The organism is Vibrio sp. TH_r3, assembly GCF_033101115.1.
Classification (GTDB): Bacteria; Pseudomonadota; Gammaproteobacteria; order Enterobacterales; family Vibrionaceae; genus Vibrio.
In genome coordinates this window covers 131,671-155,440 of sequence record NZ_JAWMPW010000001.1, presented here as the reverse complement: position 1 = coordinate 155,440, position 23,770 = coordinate 131,671, and the positions used below count along the sequence as shown (strand labels likewise).

The following is a 23,770-nucleotide window of genomic DNA, read 5'->3' as shown; positions in this document are numbered from 1 at the left end:
TTTTCTGGTCAATAATATTTGTTCTTAATAAACATTTGATGGCCGAATAACAGGATACCATCAAGGATGCCGCTAAAATCAGCTTAATATAATAAGTAAGCATACAACGAGTGCTATTGCTAAATGAGTGCAAAATTAGAAAAAAAAATGGCGATTGGTTACATTTGGAATTTACTTTCGAAGTGGGTTAACCGCTCAATCGGCGTTATCAGTTCTATTATTCTAATTCGATTACTAGAACCGGAAGATTTTGGTATTGCCGCACTAGCAAGTATTGTTATTGCTTTATTTGTTATGTTTTCCGATTCTGGTGCGGAAAAATATGCAATAAAAGCAGAAGATTGTAATGATGAATTGCTTAATAGTGCTTGGTCATTAAATATTCTCCTAAAGTTATGCTGTGCTATGTTAATTGCTGCTTTCTCGCATTTGATCGCAGAATTAACTTATGAGCCCGTTTTAAAAAACGTACTATTGCTTTGTAGTTTCCTTCCAATTATCAGTGGTTTTAAAAATATTGGTTTAGTTCATTATGAGCGAGAGCTAAACTATAAACCACTGGCACGTTTGTCAGTAATAACTAAACTGATTGTTTTTCCAGTTACTATTGGTCTAGCGCTATGGTGGCAAAATTATTGGGCATTAATATTAGGAAGTATCATTAGTGAATTAATGCTAGTCATTGGTTCTTATTGGATACATCCATACCGTCCGAAATGGTCATCAAAACTGTGGCGTACTCAATGGTCGTTTTCACAATGGGTGATGATCTCTACTGCGACAGGGTATATTCGTTCTCGATTAGACGTGTTGCTCATTGGACGTTTTCTGCCTAGCGAATCGGTGGGCGTTTATCGCGTTAGTCAAGAGTTCGCATGGTTGCCATTTTCCGAATTGATATCGCCAGCAACTGCCTCTTTTTATGCAGGAATTACAAAAATTTCTCACAATAGAGACGAGTTGAACGATAAACTGCTGCGGTATTTAACAGTTACTTATATTTTGGTTGTGCCGTCTGCATTTGGTATCTATGCGTTACAAGATCAAATTGTAGCGGTCGTGATGGGAGAACGGTGGATATCGGCTGCGCCAATAATGGGTTTGCTCAGTTTGCTGATGTTGTCAATGCCATTAAATGTTGCGTTACAAACCGTGCTAATAAGTTTGAATAAAGTTAAGTATTTAGTCGTCATTGATATCGTAATGATCGCAGCGATACTATTTAGTTTTATGACACTTAATCAGGTCAGTTTTACTGAGCAATCTCGGTTATACGGTGTAGAAGGGTACACGTTAGTCAGAGTAGGGTTGGTGGGACTATTTATTCCTTTACTGTTCCTAGTTTATAAAACTGTTTTGAATATCAATTGTATGCGAGCATTTTGTGCTTGTTTTATACCAGTTATACCTAGCTTATTTATGCTATTTGTGATTGAACACTTTGAAAGCGTTTTAGCGTTTTCTGAGTGGATTAATTTGTGCATTTTAATTGTTTGTGGTGTTGTAGTTTTTTTACCTAGCATGATAGTCGTTATTTTCGCGACTAGGAATATACTTTCAGAGAGTGATTATTTATATAAAGTCATGTGCAATAGCGTATTAAAAATTCGTAAAAAATTCAGAGCATAAGTAAATTAATAACCTGATGTTTTGTTACAAATATTTTGCTGAAATAAAGGTTTTATGGCAATCTAAATGAGATTTTTATGCGCACAGATTAAGGCTTACGTCTTGATGATATAGACGAATATTTTCTAGTATCGCCAGTTTAGTTAAGTAAATTAATATTAAAAATGAATAAAAATCAAAGTAAATCAGAGTCAGTGATGGATGTTGGAATTTTAGGTTAAGTGAGTAACCATGGCGAAGAAAAATAAAAAGCAAAAGCCGTCTGTATTGGTATTAGGTGAAGATACTCGCAGTTTTTTATCTGTCGTACGATCGTTAGGTAAAGCAGGCTATAGAGTACATGTTGTCTGTTATGATCAATTAAGTCCTGCACTTAGAAGTAAACATATCCAGTCGGCACAATACTACAATTACCAATCTTGCAGTCCTAACGAGTGGCTTGATAACGTTATTGCGCTAATAGAGCGCTATAATATTGATCTCGTTATCCCATGTGATGAAAGAGCGATTTATCCTTTATGGAGTGCTAAAAATCGCATGTCACCGAACGTGCAGTTAGCTATCGCTAATCAGGAAGCGTTAGATGTGTTGTTTGACAAATGGGAAACGAAACAGGTCGCGTTAGCGTGTGATGTTCCGGTTGCTAAAGGCCAGATTGTAGATCTTTCTAGTACCAGTTATTCCACATTACAACAACAATTTGGCGACAAATTTGTAGTTAAGCCTTTGCAGTCCTTTGAACACACAAAATTACACCAAAGACAAAAAGTCGCTATTGTTAAAACTGACGCCGATTATGTTGCGTATCAAAAACATGTTGCCAGTAATCAACCTTATTTAATCGAAGCATTTTTTACAGGTAAAGGTGAAGGGGTATCAGTCTTATCTGTGGATGGAGAAGTGCAAGCAGCGTTCGCCCATGTGCGCGTGGCAGAACCAGAAGAAGGTGGGGGCAGTTCTTATCGTAAAAGTATTCCGCTAGATTCACAACTTCTTGAAGCGACAAAAGCCGTGTGCAAAAAAACCAAGCTTACTGGTGTCGCGATGTTTGAGTATCGCCGCAATTTAGAGACGAATGAATGGATATTAGTCGAAGTGAATGCAAGGTTTTGGGGATCGCTGCCACTGGCTGTATTCGCTGGGGTCGACTTTCCAAGCTTGTATGCAGATTATTTATATTATCAACGCCAACCAAGTGAGCCTATCCTCAGTTATGCCAATGATGTTTATGCTCGGGTATTAACATCAGATATTTATGAGATTAAAAGAGAGTTTGAATTAAAGCGACACAAAGAATCAACCGTTACAGCGTTTAAACACATGATACTGCGTATGCTGAATATACTCCGTTTTTTAGGACCTAGCGAAACGATCGACAGTTTTACGCTTTCCGATATGCGACCATTTTTCATTGAAGTCACCGCGATAGTTAAAGCGCTTAGTTGGTCTATTGCGAGAAAGAGTAGTCTGTTTTTACGGGTGCGCAGAATTGTTGCTCGGCGTAAGTTAGTAAAACTATTCGAAGTGAATCAAAACAGAAAAATCTTATTTGTCTGTTATGGCAATATTATGCGTAGTCCTTTAGCTGAACAGAGCTTTCGTTTGTTGGCCGCTCAATCAGCTAGTCAGCTGAGTGTTGATTCTTTCGGTTTTCATTTGCAAGAACAGCGTAACAGCCCCGAAAAAGCAATTGAAGCAGCTAAAAGTCTCAATATTGACTTATCTGCACATCATTCAAAATGGTTAACGCAAATGGACATCGGAGATTCAGATATTATCATTTACTTTGATGATAAAAATAAGGATAAATTAGCCTCTTATTATCGAATTAATCACGCATTTTGTGCGGCTGACTTCGTTGATAATTCATTGTCGATATCCGCTGAAATTGACGATCCTTATGGTGGCGATTTAGACACGGTACTTGGTTGTTATCAGCAAATCGAAAACTCAATGCTAAATTTATTGGCACTTTCAAAGGGACCAAATTGATGACATCTGCAGTTAAGTTATCTGTCGTTATTCATGCTGAAGAAGAGTTTGATTGGGATGGTGGGTTTTATCGTTCAAACCATCAAGTGACCCACCATAATGGGCTCATTGCGGTTGTTGATCAGATTATTGAACATGGCGGAAAAGTAACGTTAGCAATGGATTACGCGTTTGTTACCAGTGCAGGTGGCCAAAAAGTTGTCGATTATTATCGACAACAAGAAGGGGATAATATTGAGTTCGCTACCCATCTTCATCCTTGGGTTAATCCACCATATGAAAATGAACAAAATAAAATAGAGAGTCGCTATTCTTATCCGTGCAATTTAGAGCAGGAACAGGAATACCAAAAGTTAAAATACTTAACCGAGACAATCGAAACCATTACTGGTGTAAGACCAACGACTTACTTAGCCGGTCGATACGGAATTGGAGACAATACGGCTAAAATTCTGAAAGAGTTGGGTTACTCGGTTGATCTTAGCATTAGTGCCTATGTTGATTTTACTCACCAACAAGGGCCGAATTTTAGTCAGTTTACTAATCGTTGTTTTACACAAAATGACATTCAGTATTTTCCACATACAGGGTCAGTTTTGTCTTTATTGCCACCATTGACCAATTATCTCAATCGGAATCCTGAATTGTTCACCCGTATTGGCGAGAATAAGCTTTCAAGTTTAGTTGGTAAATTTCTAAGGATTCGCCGTTATAGACTCTCGCCAGAAGGCTTTACGTTCAAGCAAATGAAACAAGTGACAGAATCACAAATGGCGGTTGGCCAAGAGGAATTTATCTTGTCTTTCCATTCGCCTAGTGCTAAGCCAGGGCTAACACCATACGTAAATACTCAAGCTGACTTGACGGAGTTTAGAAGTCAAATTGCTCAGTATCTTTCATGGTTTTTTACACTAGAAAATAGTTGTTCGCTATTGCCAAAACAAAAATAAGGAAGGCCATCCAATGGAACTCAATACGCATGTGGACCCGTTTTTTTCCGTCGTTATTCCGACTAGAAATCGACCTGAACTATTTAAATTGGCTTTAGATTCGGTTTTATCGCAAAAATTTGACCGATTTGAAGTGATTATTGTTAACGATGGTTCAACAGACGAATTTTTACAGCGCTACCAAGTAATACAAGACCAAGCGGATGACAAGGTTACCTTTTGTCGTTTAGTTCATCGCCCAAACGGTCATGGTCAAAGTTACTCTATGAACTATGGTGTCCATCAAGCAAAAGGTGAATATGTCTGTTTTCTAGATGATGACGATTTTTGGATTGATGATATGCATTTGCAGAAGGCTTATGATTCTATAAGTCATTCTCAGGATCAGGTTGATGCTTATTATACAAATCAGGATGCCTACTTTGCCGATGGTAGCAAACAAACTAATAATGTTTGGATCGAAGATCTGCAATATAAGTTAGCTGACCAAAAATGTGATAGTGCAGGCAGTTATCAAGTGGACTTGGGTTTTTTACTTTCTAGCCAAGGCTTTGCACATCTAAATTGCAGTATTGTTAGAAAAGAGTTGTACCAACGCATTGGCGGAATGGATGAAAATATTCGATATGAATGTGATCGTGATATTTACAATCGAACCATTGATGCGTCTGATAATATACTCTATAACCCAGCAGTAATATCAAAGCACCATATTCCTGATGTCAGCAAAAAAGATAATATGTCTACATTAGTGAGTTTTTCCGAAAAATTGATTTATCAATTACGAGTGTACGAAAAAGGTATTGCTTTATCTAAAAATCACCAAATGGTTAAGTATTGTGCCACTGGTAACATGTATATATTAAAAAAATTGGCTCAAGGTTTTTATGAGCGACAAGATATTAAACGTGCAGCTTACTTTGCAAGACAGGCGTTAGGATTGAAATTCACGCCTCAGTGGTTTGCATTTTCGATGTATTTAACCATTATGTCGTTTAAAAAAAAACCTTCACTAAATGATAAACGTCGTTCAATCGAATAGTAGCGACGTTGCACTTTGTATCTCAAGCTAATTAATAAATATCTAGGTCTGAATATATGATTCATCAACTTATCAAAAGCCCACAAATCATTTTCCCCAAAGAGCATATCTTTTTAATCAGTCATATGAGGGCGAATACAAGCTTATTTGGGCATTTACTTGGTAGTTCAGATGAAATTTCTGGGTATTATGAAATGCATATTGGTTATTACAGTTGGAAGAGTCTCATTCGCCAACAGTTAATTTATAAACAACAGCATGAAAACTCAAAGCCAACTCGTTTCTATTTTGACAAGTTATTGCATAATGAACATGACTTAAGAAAGACGATAATGGATAAGTCCAACTGTAAGTTCATTTTCATGCTGAGGAATCCAGCAAGAACCATACAGAGTACCTGTAATCTGTATCAAAAAGTTGAACCTGAGCATGAGTTTGCCACGGTAGAAGGTGCGGCGAACTATTACCTTGAGAGAGTAGAGCATATAGGTGCGATGTTAAATCAATTTGATGATTTTAGTCGTTGCTATTATTTAGACGCAGAAGCGTTAATCTCTAGTACAGAAGACACCTTAGAGTCGTTATCGACTTGGTTAGGCTTACGGCAACCTTTATCTCCAGAATATAAGAAATTCGAACTAACCGGTTCGAAAAAACATGGAGACTCTTCTTCTTATATTAACCAAGGAAAAGTAAGAGCAAGTAGAGAATCATATAACAATATCGAATTGCCTGAAGAGCTTATACAACAGTGTGACGAAAAATATCGCCTAGTACGTGACGGTATGATCAATAAATGTACCATGCTGTCGCTAGATACTCCTAATGGCGGTACGTAATATGATATTAGCATCAAAAATGGGTGCGTAAGGGTAGTAATTGTAATGATAGGTAATATAACAAATATTTGTTATGAGTAATAACGTAATGCTTAGGTTTGGTACGGTGTAGTAATGACTGACAAAGTAAAAAAAGTAATGAAAGCATCTTTCTGGATGCTAACTGTATCTTGGTATTCAAAAATACTCTCTATGTTTACTGTGATTATTTTAGCGAGAAATTTAACAAAATATGATTTTGGGATCTTAGCAGGATGTTTTGTCGCGAGAGCCTTTTTTAACGCGATATCAAATGTTGGTAGCGAAAATTATCTTATAAGAAAAAAAAACATATCAAACGATCAAATTAATACAGCATGGACAATAAGCATTTTTTCTAAGTTTTTAGTTGGATGTATGATTTTTTTGCTATCAGATCTTGTTGCGAATTTTATGAAAATTCCTGAACTTAGTTTAGTTTTAAAAGTGATGTGCTTATCCACGATATTTAGGAGTTTCCAGAGTCCAGCTTTAACTATTAACATGAAAAAGTTAGAGTATAAAAAAATTGCTTTTTTAGAGGCTTGTGCCAAGTCTTTTTCTAGCACAATCTCAATTGTTATCGTTGTGCTTTATCAGACTTATTGGGGTGTTATAGTAGCAGAAGTATTATTCAGTTTTGTTTATGCATTAGGAAGTCAATTCATAGTTAAACATAAGTTAAAATTATCTTTAATTGGTCTGTCAGAACAATGGACCTTTTCCAAATGGATTTTATTGAAAGGAATAGTTAGCTATACCAAGTCAGGTTTTGACCGAATAATGGTAAGCCGAAGTTACTCAATTGGAGAGCTTGGGCTTTATAATTTTGCACTCGAGTCGTCAATAACAGCGTTACAATTTATCATTGATCCAGTCAAAAATCTAATCAACCCTAGCTTATCTGATTATATTTATGATTCAAAAGTTTTTGCGGATAAAATTCATAAATCATTATTAGTTCTCAGTATTATATATATGCCAGTGGTAGTTGGTGGCGTCACTCTTTCTGATCTTATAGTACCCATTGTTTTTGGTGAAAAATGGAACGATGCAATACCATTTTTCGATCTGTTTTTAAGCATGACGTTTGTAGGTATGTTAATTTCTGTATTGACTGACATTTTTACACTTACTGGCAGAGTTAAGTTGCAATTTTATTTTGAATTAGTTACATCTTTTATAGTTGTTTTATTATTAATGAATGCAATTTCTTTAGAACTAGAAATGTTTGCATTGTATCGAGCGTTAATACCATGCCTAATGTTGTTTTTATTACTTTTTACCTTAAAGTACTGTGTTGATCTTTCAATCTTTAGGTTGTTTATCTTATATATCCCTTTACTTATATCCTCATTAATAATGTTATTGAATGTAAGTTGGGTAGCCACATATTTATTTGAGGATGTTTCTATTTTTTCTTTGTTTATTTTGATTCTTATAGGTGCGATAACTTATGTGTTTACAATGCTGCTGATGATTTACTTGTTGAAATTTAAAGTTAAAGAATATGATTTTTTATATAGTAGTTTTGTTTTGCCGATTATGAACTTGATTAAAATAAAGAACCTACAATAAAATGAAAAATGTATTTAGAATTATCAATAGCCAAATAGTACTCAGTTTTGATTTTTCTATATTCACAAGGTTTAGTTTTGCATATTCTGATGGCTTAATCGTATTTGAATTCAATATTTTTCCTTTTCGAATGTTATCAGACATATCTCCAATGCCAGCTATTTGAGTATCGGAATGAACTTCATAAGTTTGGGTTAAAGGAGAAGGTAAATCTAAAAAATCAGTGAGTCTAGCTAAAATAATATCTGTTTCATTTGTCAATTCATGTGAGTTGATATATTTTTTCATTTTTTAAATTACTCCAATAATTCTTGAGGATAGCTAATTGTTCTAGATAATACTCTTCTAGTTTGAATACTGTTTCGACGCTATTACATTGTAAATGCCTATTAATCAAACTTAACATTGTTCGTTCAGGTTCTTTCTATAAAAAGATATATCGAATTTTTAAATTAAAAGTACGTTCATCAACAACTAATCTATTATGAAGTGATTTATCTAGTAGGTAATCTGATTAGACAAAATCATCATTGTTTTTAAAATAAACTAGATCTTGACCATATTAAGTCTAATTTTTTTGATATCTTGAATGGAGTTCTTCTTTATGGCTAGTTATTTTTGAATGAGATGCAATACATGGATTAATAATGTATTTGTTAAACTCATATGATTCATGATAATGAATCCACTATTTTGTTCAACTTTATCTGAAATTTCAGAAAGTGGGCGATTTACTATGATATCTGAATTAAGTTGAATCACGTAGCTATCTTCTACTAAACTAGCGACACAAAACAATCGCTTCCAGGAAATATAGCTAAGGCCTTCATGAGTGTTGAAATCATTTGCATTCACAATAGTTAAATTGCAATGTGCTAATGTAAAGTATCGAGGTCGTCATTAGTTATTGGGCTATCGCTAATCGCAACAATAAGTCCGTATTTAAAATTACTCATAAATGTTTTTATTGCCATTAAATAGATAAATAAAACAAGAATTGTGTCCTACCATTGATACAATTTTTACTTTGTCATTATAATTGTATGTAATTAATTCGGTTTTTACTATTTGGGTGATGATTCTCTCGAATTTTAATCTTTCTATTTTTTCTAGTAATTTTCTTAACATGATTATTGTTTGATAAATTTGGCTTATTTTGGATATAGAGCAATCAACCTATGCGCTTACCCTTCATGTGATAAAATAGTTGTAAAGCAAAAGAAGCTGTATCGAGTGTTATATCTCAGCTCTATTTGAAAGCTGTATCTTTTTGAGAAACTAGCTACAAAAAATAGTGAGAATAATATCGTGTATTTATTAGTATTTTCATATAGTTATGATAAATATTATTTGTGTCGAAAAACTTGCTAAAAAGTTTATAATATAGCGTGTTAGAACGCTAGACATTAAGCATTCAATTATGTATAAATTATAATATATTTATATAAAAGAAATTTTTATAATGCACAATGATAAAATACATGTTTGCCACTTGGTTTATTGTTTTGACGTCGGTGGGTTAGAAAGAGTTGTATTAAATTGTATTAATAACCTTCCTAGTGAAAAATTTCGTCACAGTATCATTTCATTGACTAACGTTGGTGCTTTTATTACCGAACTTCCACAATCGGTTGAATACCATTCTTTGAATAAGAAATCAGGCAATGATCCTTCAATATATTTCAAACTTTATCGATTGTTAAAACAGATTAAACCAGATGTGTTACACAGCTATAATTTAGCTACAATCGAGTATCAGTGGATAGCTCTTCTGGCCAGAGTTAACTTACGTGTTCATGCGGAACATGGCCGTGATACATATGATCCGAATGGTTCGGTAAAAAAATATCAATTGATTCGACGCTTTTGTAGCCATGCTATTCATCGCATAATTTCGGTTTCAGGTGATTTGGATGATTGGCTGTCTACTGACGTAAAAATCCCGAAAAATAAATTACGTTTGATTAAAAATGGCATAGATACCCATTATTTTGATCGGAGTTGTGTTGAAGTAGAACAGAGAGAGAATCCTTTTAAAGATAAATTTGTAATTGGTCATGTGGCCCGGTTACACGGTATAAAAAACCAAATGTTATTGCTGGAATCTTATGAATTAGCCTGTCAACAATGTGCAGATTTTAATCGCGATAGCGTGCTCGTGATTGTCGGTGATGGCCCTGATAGAGAGATGCTCGAAAACTATGTATCTAATAGTGACGTGATCACTGAAAACGTGCATTTTGAAGGCGCTAGAAATAATGTTCATGATTACTATACACTCTTTGATATATTTGCGATGAGTTCAATTGCAGAAGGAATACCGATGACATTGCTGGAATCAATGTCTATGTCAATACCACACTTAGTTACCTCAGTAGGTGGAATAAAAGAAGTGGTGATTCAAGGACAAACGGGTTTAGCGGTAGAACCAAATGATATCAGTGAATTTTGTGCTGGCTTGATTGATTTGTATTCAAATACAGAGTTGAGAGATAAGATGTCAATAAATGCCAGAAAGCGCATCGTATCTGAATTTAATCAACAGATTATGATGGAACAATATACAAATATTTATTTACGGAAAAACTGAGGGATTATGGAAACAATATTATTTGCTGGTTGTTTGATTTTTATTGTCTATCTTGCTGTGATGGCAATAAAAGCGGATAACAACAGTAATAAGAAGGATTAGTTATGCGTGACCTGTTTTTTCTTGGCATTTTTTGTATTTTATTACCACTGGCCTTGAAGCGGCCCTTTATCAGTCTATCTCTTTGGTTTTGGTCTGGATTATTTGTTCCGGTGTATTGGTTATATGGAATAGCTCAATCTATCAGTTATAATACGGTGTTTGCCGCATGTACTATAGTTGGCTATCTGGTTATGAAAAATAAACCACAGTTCCAAATCAATTCTTTGTTTTTATCAGTTTGTCTTTTTTTTATACACACCACGATTACCAGTTTTACTACTATTGCATTGCCTGAGATTGTTTGGATCTCGTGGGAGAACTTCTTCAAAGTTATTTTACTGTTTGTTTTGACTTGTTTAATTATTCGAGAAAAACATCAGTTTGAATTTTATATCTGGATGTTACTTCTTTCTATTGGTTTTCTTGGTTTTGTCGAAGCACTCAAGTTTGTTGCATCGGCTGGTGGCCACCATATCAAAGGCCCTGCTGGACATATATTGTCGGATAATAATCATATGGCGCTGGCACTTTGCATGACACTACCGATGATCATTTACTTAATCAGTGAAACCAAACAACGGGTTATTAGACTTGGGCTGATTGCAATGCTTTTGTTATGTACCTTAGCGATTCTAGGTACATTCTCTCGTGGTGGTTTTATTGGATTGTCGGTTGTTGGCGGCTATTTTTGGTTAAAGAGTCAAAGTAAATTGAAAAGTTTGCTTCTTTTTTCTATTGTCGTTGCTATTGCATTATCGATTCTTCCTGAACGATGGTTTGTTAGAATGAATACCATGGAAAGTGTAGAAAGTACCCTTGAAGATAGTTCTTTTGCTACTCGACTAAACTCATGGAAAATACATACTTTAATGGCGATGGATAGACCATTAGTCGGCGGTGGTTTTAAAGCGCCTCAGTTTGGTTTTGTTTGGCGTGAGTTAGCATTAGATATTGATAAACTTAATTTTGTTGAGACGCCAGATCCAGGTGAAAAGGGTTGGGCTGCGCACAGTATCTATTTTCAAGTATTGGGTGATCATGGTTTTGTCGGTTTGATGTTGTTTCTTGCCATTATTATTCAAGCTTTTATCAGATTATATATAATAGAAAACTTTTATAAGAAAAATAATATGATGACCTGTTGGCAAGCTAATTTGACCAAGAATTTACGCTTATCCTTAATGGCATTTTGTATCGCTGGTGCTGCTTTATCTTTGGCTTACGTAGAAATACTCTATGCGCTAGTTGGACTTATTTTTTGTTTATCTGTTCAACTGTCTTTGCCAGATGAATCTAACTCAAAGCAAACAGCTGAAAGCCCATAAAGTTTTGTCGCTCACTAGTTAAGATTTGTAGTTTACTAAGAAAAGCGGCTCTTACATCGAGCCGCTTTCTGAACTGCTTAGTGATTGGCGATATGACTTATGTGGCTGATTTGGATGTATCAACCATTAATTCGGTAATCACCTCAGCGTTTTGCAACCATGTTAATCGCAGATCGGTAATCGTTTGATGAGCGTTATGCTGTAAGTTTTTACGTAATTGTTCGTCATTTACAATAGTTCTGATTGAATCAATCATGTCACTTTGGTTGTGGTTATCAAACAATAACGCATTGTGATTATGGGTGAGTAACTCTTGAATGTTATCGGTGTCTGGTGCAACAATCGCTTTGCCCTTAGCTAAATATTCGATCAATTTTAGTGGTGAACACCAAGGCGTAACCGCAGATTGAATAGCAATATCGATTTGATCTAACCAATGCGGCATATCAGTTCGTTCCACCAGGCCAGTGATATGGAAGTTATCCTCAATACCAAGGTTAATTGCATGTTGCTGAAGTTGTTCGGCAACAGGGCCGTCACCGACGATTAAGAACATCAAATTTGGATTATTCTCGTTGGCGATGAGTGTCATTACTTCATCAAGTTTGTGCCACTCGCGACAAAAACCAACGAAACCGATGGTTAATTTATCACGAAATCTCTCATCGCGATTGTTGTCTGTTGTTGGAAAGAATCGACTGCGGTCGATGCCATTATGTAACACTGTGATTCGAGAAGAGGGAACACCCGCTGTAATAACGTAGTTAGATAGCACTTTAGTGACTGGCAACACATGATCGGCATTGCGCCATGTATAGACCTCTGTCCATTTTGCTAACCAATCTAACGTGATCCCACCATATTTTTTTCGTTCATCATATAAGGGAGAATTTACTTCTAGGATAAGTTTTAGATCAAACAGCTTTTTAACCCATATACCCGAAGGTAAAAAGAGGTTGCATCGTTCATAAATGGCATCTGGACGATGTTTTATAATGGCCAAGCATAATTTAAAAAATACATAAAAAGCATAAGCAAACTCTAGTAGCTCAGAGACAAACCTTGGCACGCTAGAACGTATTTTCGATACCCAGCCACCGTCACTACCAAAGTCTCCTTTTTCCGCAACCTCTGGAGCAACAATGATAACTTCATGCCCAAGAGCTCGCATGGCTTTAATAATTTCTTCGACATGTACATATTGCCCGTCTTTGGATGCAATGCGATGGTGGTACAGAATTTTCATGTTGGCTTCCTAGGCTTTAATAAGTTTTAATTATTAATTTTCGTTCGAGAATCACGTATTTCAGAGTTTCAGGTAGCACTCTTATCGGCCAGCTAATATCAAGACTAATGTGGAGTATTTTTTCAAATAACGAAAATTTTTCATAGGATTCAATATATCCCATAGAGAGCATGCTATCGCCTGCGATCCATTCAAACCGTCTAGCTTTAAATTTACTCCAGTGTGCGAACCTATTTAGTGGCTTGAAGTCATCAGATTTCTTTACAGGTTTCCAATCAATATTTTTACTCTGTTTTTTTTGTTCGGAGGAGCCCGATATATGTAGTCCTTTTATATCGTCAACGGAAACATTATCTTCAGGTAAATTTAAAAAACGAAAAATGTCTGCTACTTCTTTGTCTGGTGACTTTATTAAGTTTTCGTAGCACACTAATTTTATATTATCGTTATTTTGGATGTTATCTAATTGAAATTTTTTGATTTTTTTTGCTGCATAATTCCAATCAAAGCAGGCTTTTTCAAAATCCCAATTAAAAGACCGACAACCAGATTCAACAAGTGACCGCCCGTCTCGAATTAAAATGATTAATTTAGTATCCGGGAACAAATCTATAAAGTTTTTAATGTTCTTAACCGATGGAGTTTTACTAATTAAAACAGTGTGTTCTACAACAGTTTGTGTTTGGGACTGCAAATAGGATGCAGATAAAAACTGTTGTAAGCCGTTGCCAACTGCTTTTAGCAAGGAGCTTGTAGTAACGTGTTTACTATCCTTTTCCCAATCAGAGTTCCAGCGTCGATTAACACTTTGCGCGTATTTGACTAATTTATCTGATTCACTTACCAAAAAATCTTCATAGATTGGTGCACAATCAGTACACTGATCATGCAAAGTAATGATGTTTTCTAGATAATTTGTTCCAGATCTTGGCATTATACCAAGAATAAAGCAAAGCTTAGCCATGTAAGGTCCCTAATAGTATTAGTCTTTTTTTAATATACTTTTAATCAATTGATATTTTTTATTAATGGTTTCATCCCAAGAAAATACTTCGGCGTACTGTCTAGTTAACCGTCGATTGTTATTGTTATTCAAAACTTTTTCGATGCCGGATGCGATATCGACTGGATTGCGTTCAACTAATACACCTGCGCTTTCTGTTTTAACCACTTCTGGCGTTCCCCATATGTTTGTTGCTACAACAGGGGTGCCACATGCCATGGCTTCTAGCAATACGTTCGCCCATCCTTCACGACTAGAGGCTAAAACCATTAAATCACAAGCGCCATAATATTCAGCGAGTTGTGATTGGCTTATACTGCCTAAAAAAGTCACTCTTGAGCCTAAATTGAGTTTTTGTACTAATTGCTGCAAATTTTTCTGCTCAGGACCATCACCCGCAATTAATAAGGTCAGTTTAGGTAAGTGGCTAAGTGCTTCTATAACTAGATTGTGTCCTTTACGTTCAATTAAATGTCCTACTGAAATAATAATAGAGTTATCAGTGGGCAAATTAAGTTGTTCTCTTAACTGGTGTTGTTGTTTATCATCTGAAAATGAAAACAGCTCAAGGTCGACACCATTACGTAAGGTAGTGACTGTAGTTGGCTCTGCGCCTAACTTTATCATTTCTTGTCTAAGAGCTTCACACACAGCAATATTATGATTACTGTCTTGCAGTACCTGTTGTATTTGCCTTTTTGGTTTATCAAATTCAGGGATAAGGTTAATATCTGTTCCGCGAGCAGTGACAGTAAAAGGTTTATTAAGTTTTTTTGCTACATTAGCAATGGCGATACCATCGGGATAAAAATAGTGACCATCGATTAAATCAAAGTCATAACCATCTGCCAATAGTTTTTTCGCTTGCTGATAAATGGCTTTTTCTAACGTAATAGGTGTTATTGTCATACCTATTTTTGGAATGACTAGATAGCGCGGATGGTAAACCTGCATACCATATCTTTCTTCAACCATCGGTGCTTTATTAAACTCAGCATAATGGCCAAACATTTTGTTTGAAAAAGGAAAGTAAGGAATAGGGGCGATAACCTTAATCTCTACATTTGGGTACTGTTTTTGTAAATGACGTAAACGAGTCTCTACAAAAATCCCATGTTTAGGATTGTTGTCATACGGAAAAAGAGTCGTTATTGTTAGTAATTTCATTGTTTATTTATTGCCGATTTAAGAATTGAGAAAACATCAATAGGCACCATAAAGCATCGCCATGATCGCTTCTTCCACTAGTATGTTCATTAACCATATTGGTTAAGTTTTTGGCATCAAAATAGCCGCTATCGAACATTTTCTCTGACAATACGTTACTTCTCAGTTTGTCTTGTAAAGGCCCTCTGAACCACTGTGATATTGGAATACTAAAGCCCATTTTAGGTCGATATAAAATGTCGCTATTAACGTATGGTTCTAACGCTTTTTTAAAGGCAAACTTACCTTGGTTACCGCGAATATTGTCTTGATTTTGGATAGAGAATGCCCATTGCATAAAGTTGTGATCCAATAAAGGTGCACGGACTTCTAATGAGTTTGCCATGCTTGCACGATCCACTTTGGTCAGTATATCGCCAGGAAGCCATGTTTTAATATCTAGGTATTGTATCAGCTTCAAAGGGTCGTCAGTTGGCGCATTAGTGGCTTGCTTTTTGATGATCTCTAAACCAGTGTACCCGTCAAGCTGTTGTAAATATTCTGGCTTGAATAAGGCATTCCTTTGTTCGAGACGCAATCTAGACATAGTATTGCCATAGGCTTCTACCGTGTTCATCGCCAGTGATTGGAATGTGGTTTTTGCTCTAAGGTAACGTGGCGCCCAATCTGCTTTTGGGTAAAGACTTCCAAGCGTTCCGAACAATGGTTTTCGGATAGAGTAGGGAATGCGTTCACGCAATTTACTTTCATTCATTTGCAAGCGATGACGACGATATCCAGCAAAAATTTCATCACCACCGTCGCCAGAAAGCGCGACTTTTACTGATTGTCTGGCGAGTTTACAGACTTGATAAGTTGGTAAAGCTGAACTGTCGGCAAACGGTTCATCATAAATATCGATTAGCTGGTCAATTAGGCTATGTTCGTCAGCGGAAACTATTTGCGATACATGATTGGTTTTGTATCTACTTGCTATCTGATTAGCGTATTCGGTTTCATCAAACGCAGCTTCATTGAATCCAATTGCGCAAGTATTAACTGGGTCTTGTTGTTGGCTAGACATTAATGCAACGATTGCACTCGAATCCACACCGCCGGATAGAAAAGCTCCAAGTGGAACGTCGGCTAACATGCGTAAACGAACGGCTTCTTGTAACTGCTCGATTAATGAATCTTGGGTATCTTGCCAAGATAGATCGCTTTCTGGTGCCGCAAGATCCCAATATGGCTTTTGCTCAATAGGACTTTCTGGAGACATTAATAAATAGTGCCCCGGGTTGAGCTTGAAGACGTTTTTGAAAGCGGTGTACGGATCAGGGATATAACCGTACATCAAAAACTCTTCAGCCATTTCGGTTCGTAACGTTGAGTCAACGTCTGGGTGAGCTTGTATTACTTTTAACTCTGAACCAAACACCAGTTGGCCGTTAGCGGTTTTGGTATAGTAAAGCGGTTTTTTTCCTAATCTATCTCGGGCGATGAAGAGTTGCCTTTTATTGATATCCCAAAGGGCAAAGGTGAACATGCCTCTAAATCGTTCTAGGCAGTCTGTACCCCATTGCTCCCAAGCATGAACAATAACTTCGGTATCGGAATGAGTAGAAAAAACATGTCCTAATTCGCGAAGTTCAACCACTAATGATTCGAAATTGTATATTTCACCGTTAAAAACAACACAAACGGAATTGTCTTCGTTAAATACAGGTTGATGGCCACCGGAAAGGTCGATAATAGATAAACGACGGTGAGCAAGTCCAACATTGTCATCAATATAATAGCCTTCATCATCAGGGCCGCGATGCGATTGAACTCTATTTATAGCTTGTAATATGCCACTGTTTATTGGAGGCGCTTTGTGTATATTAAAAATCCCTGATATACCGCACATAGTTGATTCCTATTTCTTTTTAGCGTCATTGGCTAGCCAATTTTGTGCCAACACCAGCAGTTGGTTTTGAGACAATTTCTTACTTGCAATAGCGTGTATATCTGAATAGCCGCCATTGCCTATGATCAGTTGGTAAGCTTTATAAAGCTTGAGTTTGATTCTGCTATTAGAGCAATAATTGTTAATACAGTGCCAATAAACAACATTCATTGGTTCGCCCAAGTAATTGATTATCTGAATGTATTTAATTTTTATATTTGTTTCATTATCGACTAATAGCAGGTCTTTAGATGAATTTATTGACCAATAATTTTTATTAAATAACTGATTTTCATAACTGACTAACTCGCCATCTAATTGATTTAACGCGTAGCGTGCTACAAAGTATTCTGTTTGAGTTTTGTGTGCGACTACATGGGTTTTCAATTGAGCTTTAGGATAGGTGATACCCCATTCCGATGAATTAATAGCAGATGTTTGTTCTGGTATAACATTTGCCGCAGCAACCAATGTTTCACCGGTTGTTATCCATTTACTCCATTGAGAGGCACTAATCAGTATCGCCATCAGTAAAACACTGACCACCAAAACCATAGATGAACTTTCTGCTTTGTTGGTCGCTTTTACAGTTTGGCTATCATGTGATGATGTTTGGCTAGATAAGGTTTCTGTTGCCAATTTAGCTTTAGACGAAGCCAAGGGTTTGTCTGAAAATCGCAATGCGGTAAAGAACATCAGCAAGATGATAAGACTAAAGAACACCCAACCGTATATCAAATGATCGGCACCGGTAGCTAAGGTCATATCACTCAGATGACCAATGATTATAATACCGTAGGCTCTAATGCCGTTGGCAATGATTGGAAATAGGCAGGAAAATAGGACAAATAAGCCACTTTTCCACCAAGTTGAGAAAAACAAGTAGGCAAACAAACTGCCTAGTGCGATGCTGGAAATAAGAAAACGGATCCCTGAACAAGCTTCTGCTACTTCGAATTTACCATTTGGAATGGTTAAAAATAGACCTTCCCTATAAATCGGAATTCCTGTCCATTGTACAGCGATAACAGAAATATCGGCCGTGAACGACTGTAAGTAGGGGACCAATTCTTCACCAAATGGCACGCAGAACAGTAAATATAGTATTGGGAAGAAATAGGCTTTGGCTAATTGATTGCCTAATAAGCTCCATAAGATCAGTTGCAGGCTGATTACGGCTGCCAGATGCTCAAAGAAAGCGATTCCAGCGATATTGCCAATTAACCAAAGTAGTGCAGGAAAAATTAAACCTATGCAGGGGAGCCAAGCAGTTGATAAACGGAACTGTTGAAATTTTTCTTTTTCGTTCCAAACTATCCAAAGACTGATAGGGATTATCAAAAAACCATGTTCGTAGGTTTTAGATTGATTCCATACCGTGACCATTCCAACAATTGAATCGAAATATACCCAGCCCCAAATCAATAGAGGTAAGGTCAACCTTTTCATCAGCATACTAATCACTTGTACGGTCCAAATAGTTAAGTAGAGGCGCGAGTTTGGCATCCCAGCTGTAATTTTCTTGCAGCCAAAGTCGAGAATGTGGTTGTGGCTGGATATCTTGCTGTAATTTATCAATCACCCACTGCGCGGTTGGTTGCGGTTTACTTGCCAGTGTTATTCCGTTTTGTGGGTAATCTTCAATTCCTTCCATGCCTAATTCAGTCGTCAAGATAGAACGTTCCATAGACATCGCTTCGAGAATTTTATTTTGGATGCCTCGAGCAGTTTGCATCGGTGCTACTGCACCTTTTGCATTGCTTATATAAGGTCTTATGTCTTCTACCCGTCCGGTAACAATAACACCTGGCTCTTGTTGTAAGCTCAAGACTTGTTTTGATGGTGACGATCCAACAATGTAAAACTTACCATCAGGCACTTGCTCTTTAACCAGTGGCCAAACTTCATTTACAAACCATACTACCGCTTCTACATTGGGTCTGTAGCCCATTGCGCCAGTAAATACCACGTAGTTATCTTGCTCAATGGGATAGCTTTCGTGTTTCAGTGCATTGTTTTCTTGTTTATATGAATCGTTGTCGTGTGTCGGTGATCTGGTGACAGGTTCAGTTTTAGGGCAAAAGTATTCACTGTCGATTCCATTACTTAATGTACACACTTTATATTGTTGTTCTGGAGGGAGCATGTCACGAAACATGGCGCATTCGCTATCAGAAACGAAGCAACTTACTTCGGTTTGGTTGGCAACATGCTTTTCGTAGTCAGCGAGTTTCTTTTGTTCTCTGGCATAAACCCAGCGCACCAATCCGGTACTTTTTTGTGCGTATTGCCCCCATTTGTCTGAATCAATATCGACAAAATGCATGACTTTATGGGCGTGACGGTTTGATTCCGTTAAGGCAAATTGCGCGACACATGCCGAAAACATAAAGATTTTTTCAATCCCATTATCAGCCATAGTGCGTTTTACCCATTTATGCATATTTGGGCTATGGTAGTGCGGTACAGTGAGTGGTTTGCCGGTAATAAATGCGCTCAGGCTTTTTAATTTTGATTGCAAAGGAGACGCTTGAACAAAATGTGCTTCTTTACACATCGCTCGAACGTCGTCTTGGTATTTATTGTCGAATGGGTCGTCAATAAAACAGCCAAGATATACGTCATAGTGTTTATTTAAGTATCTTAAAATATGGTACGCAGCAATCTTATCCCCTTTATTTGGGGGATAAGGTATGCGGTGACATAAATAAAGTAGCTTTTCTTTCATAATATCGGCTTATTACCCTAGATACTTTGACAACATAGGGCCAACAATTCGGCTTAATTGAAGTGGCATCTTCTGCCATAAATTAATAAACAATTTATACTTAGGGTTATTCGGCGATAAATTTGGCCGTTCTTTACTCTGCACTAATGCAATACGATAGTGCAGTTTATCTTCTTGCATACCCCAGTGTTTTTTGTATTTGTAAGAACCAGAATCATTTTTGCTGCGTCCAAAATCAAAGCTTGTAAAGCCTTTTTCTCGTGCGATACACATCAACTGATAATACATATAATCGTTACTTTTCAAATCTCGCGCCTGTCGATTTCCGCCTCCATAGTATGGTAATACCGTGTCTTTGTAGTAGAAGCTCAATACGCTGGAAACGGCTTGCCCGACATCATCTCGGATAATCAGAGTTTCGCAACGGTCGGAAAATACACTTTTCAGTGTCGTAAAGAGTTTTTGACTAAAGACAGGTGTACCCAAATTACGCACACTTTCAGCATAGATGTCATAGCAGAGTTTGGGGTCATCACTATTACTCCATGTTAAATCATTTTTTAATGAATGACGTATCACGGCACGTTGTTTACGTTTAACGGATGTTAAAATTTGCTCTGGCGTCTCTTCTATCTCGCAAGAAAAGGTAGAATGATGGCAATGAGATAACCAAGGGCCTTCTATTGAATATTCTTGTTTATCACGTAGCTCTACGTAATCAACTTTGAGTGAACAGCCCAGTTGGTAAGCTTGTTGTTCTAACGCGATGCGGATCTCATCATTGTCAGCTACTACACCGCCGTAAACACAAAACGGTGTTGACACTAAAGCATGGCCAAATATTAGGCTTTTTTGTTCAATTAATGGTAAAACACCGACGATTCCGTGGTTAGATTCTGCTACCAAGTAGTGATGTTTATGGCCAAAGACTGACCGAGCAATTTCTATCCAACCAGTTAGATGGAAGAAACTTCCTTGAACATGGCTATCTACGTATTTATCCCAGTTGGCAAAGTCTTGATCAGTTATTTTTCTGATCTTCAGATCTGCTATCATCTAATTGTCCATTTAGTTGGTAAACATTACTCATCGTATCCCAGTTGAAATCACTAAGAAGCGAGTTCAAGCGGTTTTCCATACGATGAAGGTTCAAATAATGACGCACTCGAGATTTAAAGGGCGCGTCTGTCATCTTGGGTTGATCATGATCAATTTCCCAAGGATGAAAATAAAAACTGTATGGTTTATTGGTTTCGGTTAAAAATTTGTTGATAAGGTATTTACTTAACGCGTACGGATATAAACGGAAGAATCCGCCACCACCAATTGGTATGTTTTTGCCAAAACTTTGGGTTGTTGGAATAGGTATTTCTATAATTCCTTCCGGTCGTAGGTACTTATGTCGAGGCCAATCAGGTGCGCCATATAAATCGTGTTTTACTGGATAAGTACTGCTGCTGTAGATAAAACCAAGATCTTTAAGCACTTGGAATGCCCATTCATTGCTTGGATCTATTGAAAAACTCGGTGCTCGATAACCGATTATTTGTTGACCAGACGTATCTTCTAAAAAGGCTTTGCTACGATAAACGTCTTGTTTAAACACATCGAGCGATTGCTGGTTCGCTCTTTGATGAGCATAACCGTGACTGGCCAATTCATGTCCTTGATCAACAATATGCCTTACTAGTTGTGGGCAAGCTTCTGCTACCCAACCCAATACGAAAAAAGTGGCTTTCACATCGTGCTGCGAGAAAATATCGAGTATTCGATGTGTGCTTTTTTCTACTCGTAATGGATACTTTGTTCCCCAGTCAGAGAGCTTTACGTTGTTGCTAAACGCTGACACCTGAAAGTAGTCTTCTACATCGACAGTCATGACACTACTGCTTGAATGTTTCATGAATGTTAACCTTCTAAATATTCTTTAATGGCCATCGTGGTGTTTTAACATTAGCTACAAGGTAACTATAGCGAAAACCCAACTATCAATTAATTACACATCTATGAACTTATACACAACTATGGCCATCGCTGGCCATGTTGTTATCGACCTTTACCAAACAAAATTATTTCTGCTGTTCTGAGCAAAATGAGTAGATCAAATAAAAAAGCTCGATTCTTAATGTAGTAAAGGTCATATTTCAATTTTTCCAATGCATCTTCTTGGCTGCTTCCATATGGATATTTCAACTGTGCCCACCCGGTTAACCCTGGTTTTACATTAAGACGATGATTGTAATAGGGGATGGATGTTTCAAAATCATCAGAAAACTGAGGACGTTCAGGTCTTGGCCCTACAAAACCCATGTCACCTTTAATTACGTTATAAAGTTGCGGAAGTTCGTCAACTCTATATTTACGAATAAAGTTGCCAACTTTCGTTGTTCGAGGATCTTGCTTAACCGCCCATTGAGCACCATTTTGTTCAGCATCTGTCCTCATACTTCTAAATTTATAAATATCAAATAGTTTTCCGTTTAATCCGGTTCTTTTTTGGCTGTAAATAATAGGGGCTTTTAAGCCTTCTTCCAGTTTAATTGCGATAACGGTGATTATCATCAAAGGGAAGGTTAGGGAGAATATAAACAGCGCTAAGGCACAGTTAAATGCCCATTCAAATATAAGTTGAGCGGTGTTTGTTGTTGTTCGTTTACTGTATATCATCCATGATGGATAAATATGGTTTACTGCAACCTGGCCGGTTTCTTTTTCGACGAAATCAATAATATCAGTAACTCGGATACCTAATTGTTTGCATTTAAATAATTTTTGGTTGGGCAGTACGTTTCGTCGTTCATCAGATGCAATTACTATTTCCGCAACATTGTTTTTGGTTGCGAATATTTCAAGCGATTCATCCAGTTCAATGATAGTTTCACGTTTCAAGCCATCTTCAGAGCAATCACCCGGCATAGCAACAAAACCAATAAATTTGATTCCAACACGGTCTGCCTGCCTACGCATGCTTTTTTCTATTATCGTAGCGCGTTTACCTGCACCTAAAACTAAAACGCGTCTTGAACCAATTTGTTTAAATTGTGTTTTGCTAATAATGAATCGGCTTAAAACGAAGAGAGCAAATATGCTAAAAAAGTAAACTTCATTAAAGTAACCTGGTAAGTCTTTAATAACAGTAACTTTAAATATGATTATTGTTATTAAGTATGCAGAAGTAATACTAACTAAAATTCTAACAATAATACCATTGAATGTTTCACGTAGTTTTTCGTTATATAGCCCCACTGCAAATACGGACAATAGTACCACTGGCGCTATAACAAGTAACTGAATGATAAAGGTGTGGAAAATATCATTAGTTGCTAATAAATCGTCAATATTCGATGAATTATAATAATTCGAAAATATTGTCGCATTAATAAGAAATATTGCAGTTAATACAATTAGATCTGTTAATATAATAATAACGGAACTGGTTTTTAGTTCACGAAAATGTGATTCACCCATAGACACAATTCTCTACACTGTATGGAGTACCATTAGTAGGTATCAGTTTTTATATAAATTATTAACGGTACTAAAGTATGGATAGGTAGGGAAATCTAGTTACATGTCTTTGATATTACCCTCTCTTATGTCTAGGTATATAGGCGATAAGAGGTGGTATATCTCG

18 protein-coding genes are annotated in these 23,770 nt (G+C 36.7%); 8 read left to right on the top strand and 10 right to left on the bottom strand.

Going from position 1 to position 23,770, the window contains the following annotated elements:
* Positions 1-123: 123 nt before the first annotated feature.
* The 6 genes from R3X26_RS00650 to R3X26_RS00625 all read left to right on the top strand — a co-directional run bounded on the left by R3X26_RS00650 (position 124) and on the right by R3X26_RS00625 (position 8,048).
* On the top strand, positions 124-1,629 hold the full coding sequence (locus tag R3X26_RS00650; RefSeq protein ID WP_317715194.1) for an oligosaccharide flippase family protein: 1,506 nt from the start codon (positions 124-126) through the stop codon (positions 1,627-1,629).
* A 231-nt stretch (positions 1,630-1,860) separates the two neighbouring features.
* Complete coding sequence (locus tag R3X26_RS00645) at positions 1,861-3,621, top strand: ATP-grasp domain-containing protein (RefSeq protein ID WP_317715193.1); 1,761 nt, start codon at positions 1,861-1,863, stop codon at positions 3,619-3,621.
* Positions 3,621-4,571: a hypothetical protein gene (locus R3X26_RS00640; protein WP_317715192.1), complete on the top strand. Its 951-nt coding sequence runs from the start codon at positions 3,621-3,623 to the stop codon at positions 4,569-4,571. The genes R3X26_RS00645 and R3X26_RS00640 overlap by 1 nt, the downstream gene beginning before the upstream one ends.
* A 13-nt stretch (positions 4,572-4,584) precedes the next feature.
* On the top strand, positions 4,585-5,613 hold the full coding sequence (locus R3X26_RS00635) for a glycosyltransferase (RefSeq protein WP_317715191.1): 1,029 nt from the start codon (positions 4,585-4,587) through the stop codon (positions 5,611-5,613).
* Between the two features lie 56 nt (positions 5,614-5,669).
* On the top strand, positions 5,670-6,452 hold the full coding sequence (locus tag R3X26_RS00630) for a sulfotransferase (protein ID WP_317715190.1): 783 nt from the start codon (positions 5,670-5,672) through the stop codon (positions 6,450-6,452).
* 114 nt (positions 6,453-6,566) lie between these two features.
* A complete protein-coding gene (locus R3X26_RS00625) occupies positions 6,567-8,048 on the top strand; it encodes an oligosaccharide flippase family protein (RefSeq protein WP_317715189.1) in 1,482 nt (493 codons plus the stop codon).
* Here R3X26_RS00625 and R3X26_RS00620 read toward each other — a convergent pair.
* A complete protein-coding gene (locus R3X26_RS00620) occupies positions 8,040-8,336 on the bottom strand; it encodes a hypothetical protein (protein ID WP_317715188.1) in 297 nt (98 codons plus the stop codon). The two genes, R3X26_RS00625 and R3X26_RS00620, sit on opposite strands and share 9 nt — an antisense overlap.
* A gap of 1,174 nt (positions 8,337-9,510) precedes the next feature.
* On the opposite strand from R3X26_RS00620, the gene R3X26_RS00615 reads away from it, so the two are divergent.
* Both R3X26_RS00615 and R3X26_RS00610 read left to right on the top strand, forming a co-directional pair.
* Positions 9,511-10,638 (top strand): glycosyltransferase, encoded by a 1,128-nt coding sequence (locus R3X26_RS00615; protein WP_317715187.1) that lies wholly within the window; start codon positions 9,511-9,513, stop codon positions 10,636-10,638.
* 104 nt (positions 10,639-10,742) lie between these two features.
* Positions 10,743-12,065: a putative O-glycosylation ligase, exosortase A system-associated gene (locus R3X26_RS00610; protein ID WP_317715186.1), complete on the top strand. Its 1,323-nt coding sequence runs from the start codon at positions 10,743-10,745 to the stop codon at positions 12,063-12,065.
* 97 nt (positions 12,066-12,162) lie between these two features.
* On the opposite strand, the gene R3X26_RS00605 is transcribed toward R3X26_RS00610, so the two are convergent.
* The 9 genes from R3X26_RS00605 to R3X26_RS00565 all read right to left on the bottom strand — a co-directional run bounded on the left by R3X26_RS00605 (position 12,163) and on the right by R3X26_RS00565 (position 23,604).
* Positions 12,163-13,311 carry a glycosyltransferase family 4 protein gene (locus R3X26_RS00605; RefSeq protein ID WP_317715185.1) on the bottom strand — a complete coding sequence of 383 codons (1,149 nt, stop codon included), beginning with the start codon at positions 13,309-13,311 and terminating at the stop codon, positions 12,163-12,165.
* A gap of 16 nt (positions 13,312-13,327) precedes the next feature.
* On the bottom strand, positions 13,328-14,275 hold the full coding sequence (locus R3X26_RS00600) for a sulfotransferase (RefSeq protein WP_317715184.1): 948 nt from the start codon (positions 14,273-14,275) through the stop codon (positions 13,328-13,330).
* 18 nt (positions 14,276-14,293) lie between these two features.
* Positions 14,294-15,481 carry a glycosyltransferase family 4 protein gene (locus R3X26_RS00595; protein ID WP_317715183.1) on the bottom strand — a complete coding sequence of 396 codons (1,188 nt, stop codon included), beginning with the start codon at positions 15,479-15,481 and terminating at the stop codon, positions 14,294-14,296.
* A gap of 7 nt (positions 15,482-15,488) precedes the next feature.
* Positions 15,489-17,369: an XrtA/PEP-CTERM system amidotransferase gene (locus R3X26_RS00590; protein ID WP_317715182.1), complete on the bottom strand. Its 1,881-nt coding sequence runs from the start codon at positions 17,367-17,369 to the stop codon at positions 15,489-15,491.
* A 9-nt stretch (positions 17,370-17,378) separates the two neighbouring features.
* Positions 17,379-18,857: an exosortase A gene (gene xrtA, locus R3X26_RS00585; RefSeq protein WP_317715181.1), complete on the bottom strand. Its 1,479-nt coding sequence runs from the start codon at positions 18,855-18,857 to the stop codon at positions 17,379-17,381.
* A 7-nt stretch (positions 18,858-18,864) separates the two neighbouring features.
* The gene (locus R3X26_RS00580; protein ID WP_317715180.1) at positions 18,865-20,136 is read right to left on the bottom strand and encodes a TIGR03087 family PEP-CTERM/XrtA system glycosyltransferase; all 1,272 of its coding nucleotides are present in this window, start codon (positions 20,134-20,136) and stop codon (positions 18,865-18,867) included.
* Between the two features lie 12 nt (positions 20,137-20,148).
* Positions 20,149-21,192, bottom strand: a complete 1,044-nt coding sequence (locus R3X26_RS00575; protein ID WP_317715179.1) for a FemAB family XrtA/PEP-CTERM system-associated protein — start codon at positions 21,190-21,192, stop codon at positions 20,149-20,151.
* Positions 21,158-22,039 carry an XrtA system polysaccharide deacetylase gene (locus R3X26_RS00570; protein ID WP_317715178.1) on the bottom strand — a complete coding sequence of 294 codons (882 nt, stop codon included), beginning with the start codon at positions 22,037-22,039 and terminating at the stop codon, positions 21,158-21,160. The genes R3X26_RS00575 and R3X26_RS00570 overlap by 35 nt, the downstream gene beginning before the upstream one ends.
* 143 nt (positions 22,040-22,182) lie before the next feature.
* On the bottom strand, positions 22,183-23,604 hold the full coding sequence (locus tag R3X26_RS00565; RefSeq protein WP_317715177.1) for a TIGR03013 family XrtA/PEP-CTERM system glycosyltransferase: 1,422 nt from the start codon (positions 23,602-23,604) through the stop codon (positions 22,183-22,185).
* Positions 23,605-23,770 lie beyond the last annotated feature (166 nt).

Bases quoted from the DNA above. Each gene is read 5' to 3' on its own strand.
- R3X26_RS00620 (WP_317715188.1), bottom strand. From the start codon at position 8,336: ATGAAAAAATATATCAACTCACATGAATTGACAAATGAAACAGATATT.
- R3X26_RS00640 (WP_317715192.1), top strand. From the start codon at position 3,621: ATGACATCTGCAGTTAAGTTATCTGTCGTTATTCATGCTGAAGAAGAG.
- R3X26_RS00590 (WP_317715182.1), bottom strand. From the start codon at position 17,369: ATGTGCGGTATATCAGGGATTTTTAATATACACAAAGCGCCTCCAATA.
- R3X26_RS00605 (WP_317715185.1), bottom strand. From the start codon at position 13,311: ATGAAAATTCTGTACCACCATCGCATTGCATCCAAAGACGGGCAATAT.
- R3X26_RS00600 (WP_317715184.1), bottom strand. From the start codon at position 14,275: ATGGCTAAGCTTTGCTTTATTCTTGGTATAATGCCAAGATCTGGAACA.
- R3X26_RS00650 (WP_317715194.1), top strand. From the start codon at position 124: ATGAGTGCAAAATTAGAAAAAAAAATGGCGATTGGTTACATTTGGAAT.
- R3X26_RS00570 (WP_317715178.1), bottom strand. From the start codon at position 22,039: ATGAAACATTCAAGCAGTAGTGTCATGACTGTCGATGTAGAAGACTAC.
- R3X26_RS00630 (WP_317715190.1), top strand. From the start codon at position 5,670: ATGATTCATCAACTTATCAAAAGCCCACAAATCATTTTCCCCAAAGAG.
- xrtA (WP_317715181.1), bottom strand. From the start codon at position 18,857: ATGAAAAGGTTGACCTTACCTCTATTGATTTGGGGCTGGGTATATTTC.
- R3X26_RS00635 (WP_317715191.1), top strand. From the start codon at position 4,585: ATGGAACTCAATACGCATGTGGACCCGTTTTTTTCCGTCGTTATTCCG.
- R3X26_RS00625 (WP_317715189.1), top strand. From the start codon at position 6,567: ATGACTGACAAAGTAAAAAAAGTAATGAAAGCATCTTTCTGGATGCTA.
- R3X26_RS00580 (WP_317715180.1), bottom strand. From the start codon at position 20,136: ATGAAAGAAAAGCTACTTTATTTATGTCACCGCATACCTTATCCCCCA.
- R3X26_RS00575 (WP_317715179.1), bottom strand. From the start codon at position 21,192: ATGATAGCAGATCTGAAGATCAGAAAAATAACTGATCAAGACTTTGCC.
- R3X26_RS00595 (WP_317715183.1), bottom strand. From the start codon at position 15,481: ATGAAATTACTAACAATAACGACTCTTTTTCCGTATGACAACAATCCT.
- R3X26_RS00615 (WP_317715187.1), top strand. From the start codon at position 9,511: ATGCACAATGATAAAATACATGTTTGCCACTTGGTTTATTGTTTTGAC.
- R3X26_RS00645 (WP_317715193.1), top strand. From the start codon at position 1,861: ATGGCGAAGAAAAATAAAAAGCAAAAGCCGTCTGTATTGGTATTAGGT.
- R3X26_RS00565 (WP_317715177.1), bottom strand. From the start codon at position 23,604: ATGGGTGAATCACATTTTCGTGAACTAAAAACCAGTTCCGTTATTATT.
- R3X26_RS00610 (WP_317715186.1), top strand. From the start codon at position 10,743: ATGCGTGACCTGTTTTTTCTTGGCATTTTTTGTATTTTATTACCACTG.